This is a genomic window from Methylobacterium trifolii, from assembly GCF_022179685.1.
Taxonomy (GTDB): Bacteria; Pseudomonadota; Alphaproteobacteria; order Rhizobiales; family Beijerinckiaceae; genus Methylobacterium; species Methylobacterium trifolii.
Genome location: NZ_BPRB01000336.1, coordinates 1 through 6,674, shown reverse-complemented (window position 1 = coordinate 6,674; position 6,674 = coordinate 1). Strand labels below are relative to the sequence as shown.

The following is a 6,674-nucleotide window of genomic DNA, read 5'->3' as shown; positions in this document are numbered from 1 at the left end:
TCGCCCGCATCGAGGCCGGCTAGGGCTGCCGCGACGAGGTCCCTCGCCTCCATGATCATTTCGGAAGGAATCTGCCCGATATCCGCGCCCGTCCGGTCAAAGAAGTTGGTTCGGGTGACGCCGGGCAGCACCGCCTGGAACCGCACGCCCTTGCCGGCGAGTTCAGCTCCGAGCCCCTGCGTCAGTGCCAGGACGAAGGCCTTGCTCGCCGCATAGGGGGCGTTGAAGCGCTCTGGGACGATGGCGACCGCGGAGGAGACATTGATCACTGTGCCCGCTCCCCTCTCGCCGAAAGCCTTCGCCGCCGCGAGGGACAGGGTCTGCAGCGCCCTGACGTTGAGGTCGAGCAGCCCGTCATAGAGGCTGGCGGGGCTGTCTAGGGCGGGGCCGAGCGGCCCGAGGCCGGCGCAGTTCACCAGGACGCTTAGGGCGACATCCGTGACGACGCGGTCCCGGACCGAGGCAAGATCCTCCGGTTGGGTCAGGTCGGCCGACATGACCTCCACAGTCACGCCGGCCTCTCGGCCGAGACGCTCCGCCGCCGCTCGCAGCCGGGCCTTGTCGCGAGCAACGAGGATAAGGTCATGGCCTCGGGCAGCCAACTGGTCGGCGTAAGCCGCGCCGATTCCCGAGGACGCGCCCGTCACGAGCGCCGTCCCAATGTGTTGGGTCATCAAGGTATCCTTATCAGACGCTGGAGAGCTTGGTGTTGGCGACCGGCAGCGCGCGGACGCGCTGGCCGGTGAGCGCCGCGATGGCGTTGAGGACGGCAGGCGGCACGCCCGGCAGACCCGGCTCGCCGACCCCGCCCATCGGCGCGCCGCTTTCGACGATGCTGACGTGGACCTTCGGCATGTGCTCGCGGCGCAGGACTGGATAGGTGTCGTAGTTCTGCGATTGCCGCACGCCGTCCCGGTAGACGATCTGCTCGAACAGAACCGAAGACAGGCCAAGCGCCGCCGCGGATTCTACCTGCGCCTTGACGATGGCCGGGTTGACGATGCTGCCGGGATCGAACGCGATCCAGAGGTTGTGGACGCGGGCTTCCCCGCCCTCCACCGAGACTTCCGCGATGGTTGCCGTCTCAGATCCGAAGGGCGAGGCCATGGCGAGGCCGCGAGCGCGCATCCCACCCTCGCCACGATAGGGGCCGCGCTGCCAGCCGCCTGACATCTCGGCCACCGTCGAAAGCAGCGTCCGATGCCGAACATTACCCTGGAGGAGCGCCATGCGCAGCGCGAACGGATCCTGCCCGCCGGCCTGGGCGACCTCGTCGAGGAAGCTCTCGTAGAACGCGTCGTTCATCGAGTGCCCGACCGAGCGCCAGAAGGCGATGTTCACCGGATGCGCGACCTTCGTGAAGGTCATGCGCCGGTTGGGCACGGCGTAGGGCTTCTCGACGATGCCCTCGACCGCTGAAGGATCGACGGGAGTCTGCATCATCATGCTGAAGTAGCGGCCGATCGGACCTTCCCCCACCGTCCGCACTTCAAGCGCCGTCGGCTGCCCCGCCGGATCGAGGGCCGCGCGGAAGCGGCTGAAGCTCAAGGGGCGCACGGCGTCGCGGGCGAACTCCTCCTCCCGCGACCACAGCACCTTCACGGGGCGCCCAGTGGCCTTGGCGAGCAGGATCGCTTGCGGGAACGGATTGCTGGCGTCGTAGAAGAAATGCCGGCCGAAGAAGCCGCCAAGCATCGGCGAGTGGATGCGAACCTGTGCAGGCTGCAGTCCGGCAACCTTCGCTGACACGGTCTGGAATACCTCCGGCATCTGGTTCGGGAGCCAGACGTCGAGGGTCCCGTCGCCGTCAAAGCGTGCAATGGCAGAGGGCGGCTCCAACTGGGCATGTGCGAGATAGGGCGCCTCGTAATCGGCCTCCACCACCTTGGTGGCCTTGGCGAAGGCGGCAGCAACGTCGCCCTTCTCTTCGGCCACTTGGCCCGGATCGGCGGACGCCTTGAGAGCCGCGAGCATGATCTCGGACGAGAAGTCGGCCGCGACGGTATCGAGGCCGCTCGCCTTCGGCGCCGTCCACTCGACCTTCAGCGCCTCGACAGCCTTGCGCGCCCGCCACCAGCTGTTGGCGGCAACCGCCACCGCGCCCGGCAGGCGGTGGACTGAGTGCACGCCTGGCATGGCCCTAACCTCCGCCTCGTTGGCGAGGCCCTTTGGTTCCGTGCCAAGGCGCGGCGCGTGCTGCACGGCGGCGTAGAGCATGCCCTCGACCTTCTGATCGATGGCGTAGACGGCGCGGCCCGTGGACTTGTCCCGCACGTCGAGGCGGGGCACCGGCTGGCGGATGTAGCGGAACGTCGCCGGGTCGCGCAGGGGCACGGACTCGTTCGGCTTGAGCTTCAGGGCGTCGGCTGCGAGATCACCGTAGGACAGCGAGCGGTTCGAGGCCGCGTGCATCACCACCCCGTCGCGGGTGGTAAGTTCGCCGTCCTGCACCTTGAGTTTGGCCGCCGCAGCCCGGATCATTAGGTCACGAGCGGTGGCGCCGAGGCGGCGCATGGTCTCGTAGCTTGACCGGGTCGAGAAGCTGCCGCCGGTCATGCGGATGCCGTTCACGACGGCGTAGTCCGGGCCGGGCGGAGCGCATTCCACAACGAAGCGGGAGGGCGGCACGTCGAGTTCCTCGCCAACGATCTGCGCCATGCCCGTCGCGATGCCTTGGCCGCCCTCTACGAAGGGGCTGAGCAGCCTGATGGTACCGTCCGGGTGGATTTCCAGGAAGGCGGCCACCCGCGTCCCTGGCTTAGGCGCCAGGGCACCGGCACCCTCGGCAGGACCTTGGGCCTCGGCCCGAGCTAAGCGCGCTGGCAGGAGGGCGCTAAGGACGAGGGCGCCACTGGCACCCGCGAGAAAGCGGCGGCGAGATGAGGCTGCAGGGCGAAGAAGCGGGATCATGGCTTGCTCCTTAGGCAGCAGCCTGCCGCACGGCGGCAGCGATGGCGTTGTAGGTTCCGCACCGGCAAAGGTTCGTCATCGCGTCGGCGATGTCGCCTTCGGTCGGGTGCGGCGTCTGCTTCAGCAGGGCAGTGGCGGCCATGACCTGACCGGACTGGCAATAGCCGCATTGCGGCACCTGCAATGCGACCCAAGCCTCGACAACCTTCCGGCCGACCTCGTCCTGCTCGATCGCCTCGATGGTGGTAACGGTCTGGTTGCCGACGCTCTCTAGCGGCACTTGGCATGACCGCGTCGCCTGACCGTCGAGATGCACGGTACAGGCCCCGCACTGAGCAATCCCGCAGCCGTATTTCGTGCCATTCAGGCCGAGCGTGTCGCGCAGGACGAAGAGCAACGGAGTATCGGGCTCGGCGTCGACTGCGTATTGGCGACCGTTGATCGTCAGGCTGACCATCGCAACGAATCCCTGAGAGTAAGTAGGCCCCACGGCCATGCTTACGCAGAGGTCTCCGCAACCACTACGTCATAATTGCCTCGTTTTCGGACATGCGGAGCGGTCAGACGACTGCGAGCGGTCCAGCCGCCCGACGGATTGCCCGTGGGACTTCTCCCTGAACGCGCAGGAACGCCCGGCGCATCCGCTCGCGGTTGGCGAAGCCGGCAGCGTCGGCGATCTCCTCAATGGGCAGGCGGCTTTGCTCCAGCATGTGCTTGGCGGCCTCGACGCGCATCACCTCGACCGCCTTGGCCGGCGAGACCCCGGTTTCGGCTCGGAAAGCCCGTGCAAACTGACGTGGACTGAGGCAGGCGACCGCCGCGAGATCCTCTGTGATCAACACACGCTGCAGGTTCTGCCGCGCATAGGCGAGAACGCTTTGTATCCGGTCGCTCGGCGCGTCAAAGTCGAGTAGGGCCGAGTGCTGGGCCTGGCCCCCGGCCCGGCGGCGCTCCATAACGAGGCCTCGTGCCACAGTACGGGCGACTTGCCGGCCGTGGTCGCGCTCAACCATGCCGACAGCGAGATCGATGCCCGCCGCCATGCCGGCGGACGTCCAGATATTGCCGTCCGCGACATAGATCTTATCGATGTCGAGATGGCAGTCGGGATGGCGCGCGCGGAATTGAGGCGCATAGCGCCAGTGCGTCGTAGCGCGCCGCCCGCTTAACAAGCCGGCATCGGCCAGGGCAAACGCACCGAGGCAGAGGCCGGCCAAGCGGCGCGTGGAGCGAGCTGCCTCTTGTAGATAAACGAAGAGAACCGAACTCGGCTCGGGAAGGCTGATCCCCGCGGCGACGATAATTGTGTCGAAGGCGGACGGATCGCTCAGCCGCTCGGTCTCGACGGCGGGGCCGCACCCCGAGCGAAGCAGGCCACCGGCCTCCGACAGGACACGGATGTCATAGGTCGTGTCAGTTACGTATCTGTTGGCGACAGCAAAGGGCGAGGTGGTAGCCAAGCCCATGAAATCGAAGTCTGGGCAAAGCACGAGGCCAATGCGGCGGACGTCAGCCATCGCGGCCCCCCCTTACCCTCTGACCGGGCCTGAGTTCCACATCAGGCCGCTAATGAACCAGTACCAGCGGAACGGCCGAAAACGAGGCATATTCGTCCGAGACTAACTTCGCCAGATGCACGCCAACCATTGGCTGAACGACCGCTTCCAGGTGCGTCGGGAACTGCCTCAAGCGGCGAGGTTGGGTCAGATGCGGAACGTCCGCTTCCTGGCGGGCGTCCAACTTCCGCTATTGGCGCAAAGCGGCGATGTTGAATGGCGTGGTTGGGTGGATTTCTGCCAGTCCGGTTTCGGGCTTTGATATTGGAACAGCGGACGTTGCCTCCGCAAGGGGCGCTTGGCATCCCTGCGCCTTCAACGGACTGGACCTGTGGAAGCGCGCCAAGAGCGAGGCCACCCAGAAGCTCGTGCGCGAACGCGACGAAGCCACGGCCCTGCGCAGGGAGGAAGCTCAGGACCGCGAGCACCTGCTCGGCATCATCGAGACGCTTCAGGCCGAGAACGCCGCCCTCAAGACCAAAGGCGTCACCGCCGACCAAAACGGCGAACGCCTCCAGAACCGGCTGGTGAAGTTCGAGAACCAACCCGAACGCTTCCGGGCCGAGGAGTTTTGGGACCGTGTCATGCATGAGGTCCAAGACATCATCCCGGACGGGAGCGCCATGACCCCGGCGGAGATCCTTCCCGAAATCCGGACTTGGACTGTACGTGGCGCCGTTCTGCACAAGGAGTCGCTAACCCTTGGCGTGCTCAAAAAGAAGACGAACCTGCGCGTCACGCACGGCAGATACTTCGCGCTACCACAGGAATGCCGCTACAGCCGCAAGGCGGGATGACCCCACGAACAACGTCCGTCATGGGGCCATCGCATCACCGGGTCGAAGCTCGGTCCGGCCTCGTCGATTTCCAGGCATCTCGTGATCGTACGCGCTCGCGAGCGAAAGGGGAGAAACGGCTTCGGCGTGTGCCGTCCCGGGATGCGAGTGCGGACTGCTCGCCCTGGTTCGGCACCTGGCTCGCGAAGGCCCGGCACCCGGCCTGACACACATCGGTGACCAGCCACGCAAAAGACCATGAACCTTTCCGGCGGTGACGCCGAGCGATGGCCGCTCTGTCAGGACCTGAAGCTATGTCGAACCTCCCCGCCTCGGCGCCGCTGTCCTGCGAACCGTCGGGGGCACGGAAATTGATCACTTCGTCCAGCGGCGGTCGAAGCGATGTTGGAGGTGTCAGAGGACCCGGCGACGGCCGAATAGGGCATAGTAGAGCCAGAGCACGATGACGGCGCCGACGACAGCTACGAGCAGGCTGTAGAGGTTGACGCCGGATACGCCCGGCTGGCCGAACTGGTTGAACAGAAAGCCACCGACAACCGCGCCGACAATCCCGAGCAGGATGTCGACGATCAGACCCTGACCACTGTTGTTGACGATCTTGCTGCCGATGAAACCGGCGATCAAGCCGAGTACGATCCAGGCGAGTATGGACATGTGTGGTCTCCGGGCAGGGGCGGCGGTTCGGTTGCGAAGCCGCGCGATAGGACTGGGATTCTGATTAGGTCGGGAACGAGCTCGGCGGCAACGATGGCGCGGCGCCGGTCTGTAGCGGCTGGATCGAGGGACGTTTCAGACACGCGACAAGTGTTTCGGGCTGGAGATGTTCCGCCGATGTCGATGAACCCATATCGAAGTTTCCCGTCGTCGATTTCGTCCAGGGTTAGGGATTCTCGCGATGTCGGGTCGATGATCGACCATGGACGACGACGCGTCCTGCGTTCCGTTGCAGACGACCGGCCGCCTCGGGACTGCGCCCCGTATTCCCAAGTGGGGCTTCCGGAGAAGCTCAAATCCGTGGGCGCCCTCCTCGGAAGCACTTGGCCGTAGCCGGATGCGAGCACGGCCGGCAGGTCCTGAAATCGGCCTGGTAATGGCTTGGCCGGAAAGGGGCGCCCGGTACGAACCGGACGCCCCCGTCTAGGGTGACGTCAACTCACCAGCGGTGATGCCAGCCAACGTGGCGGTAGCCGCCGTGCCAACCCCACGGACGGTGGTATTCGACATGGCGGTAGCCGCCCCAACGGTGCCAGCGAGGGCCGTACCAGCCGACCCGGTGATATCCATAGACGACCGGCCGTACCACGATGGGGCGATAGACGACGTTCGTACGGCAGTACCCGTAGTATCCGCGGTGCCCACCCGGTCCGCACCCGTCGCGGGCTTCGGCGGCGCGTAATTACCCACCCCCTTG

At 66.0% G+C, this 6,674-nt stretch carries 6 protein-coding genes and 1 pseudogene; 1 reads left to right on the top strand and 6 read right to left on the bottom strand.

All coding sequences use genetic code 11. The features are described from left to right. From COGEMETH_RS23820 to COGEMETH_RS23805, 4 genes are all read right to left on the bottom strand, one after another. The coding region (locus COGEMETH_RS23820; protein ID WP_238185161.1) for an SDR family NAD(P)-dependent oxidoreductase at positions 1 to 674 on the bottom strand (674 nt) is incomplete at its 3' end. A 13-nt stretch (positions 675 to 687) separates the two neighbouring features. Beyond that, a complete protein-coding gene (locus COGEMETH_RS23815; RefSeq protein ID WP_238185160.1) occupies positions 688 to 2,910 on the bottom strand; it encodes a xanthine dehydrogenase family protein molybdopterin-binding subunit in 2,223 nt (740 codons plus the stop codon). A gap of 10 nt (positions 2,911 to 2,920) precedes the next feature. Further along, positions 2,921 to 3,367 carry a (2Fe-2S)-binding protein gene (locus COGEMETH_RS23810; RefSeq protein WP_238185159.1) on the bottom strand — a complete coding sequence of 149 codons (447 nt, stop codon included), beginning with the start codon at positions 3,365 to 3,367 and terminating at the stop codon, positions 2,921 to 2,923. Between the two features lie 103 nt (positions 3,368 to 3,470). Continuing rightward, positions 3,471 to 4,427 carry a GlxA family transcriptional regulator gene (locus COGEMETH_RS23805; RefSeq protein ID WP_238185158.1) on the bottom strand — a complete coding sequence of 319 codons (957 nt, stop codon included), beginning with the start codon at positions 4,425 to 4,427 and terminating at the stop codon, positions 3,471 to 3,473. A gap of 248 nt (positions 4,428 to 4,675) precedes the next feature. Here COGEMETH_RS23805 and COGEMETH_RS23800 point away from each other — a divergent pair, with 248 nt between their 5' ends. After that, on the top strand, positions 4,676 to 5,263 hold the full coding sequence (locus tag COGEMETH_RS23800; RefSeq protein WP_238185157.1) for a hypothetical protein: 588 nt from the start codon (positions 4,676 to 4,678) through the stop codon (positions 5,261 to 5,263). 393 nt (positions 5,264 to 5,656) lie between these two features. Here COGEMETH_RS23800 and COGEMETH_RS23795 read toward each other — a convergent pair whose 3' ends face one another. Next, positions 5,657 to 5,917: a GlsB/YeaQ/YmgE family stress response membrane protein gene (locus COGEMETH_RS23795; RefSeq protein ID WP_238185156.1), complete on the bottom strand. Its 261-nt coding sequence runs from the start codon at positions 5,915 to 5,917 to the stop codon at positions 5,657 to 5,659. A gap of 499 nt (positions 5,918 to 6,416) precedes the next feature. Then, positions 6,417 to 6,653 (bottom strand): annotated as a pseudogene (locus COGEMETH_RS25880) (GCG_CRPN prefix-to-repeats domain-containing protein); the annotation flags it as partial. Between the last annotated feature and the right edge of the window lie 21 nt (positions 6,654 to 6,674).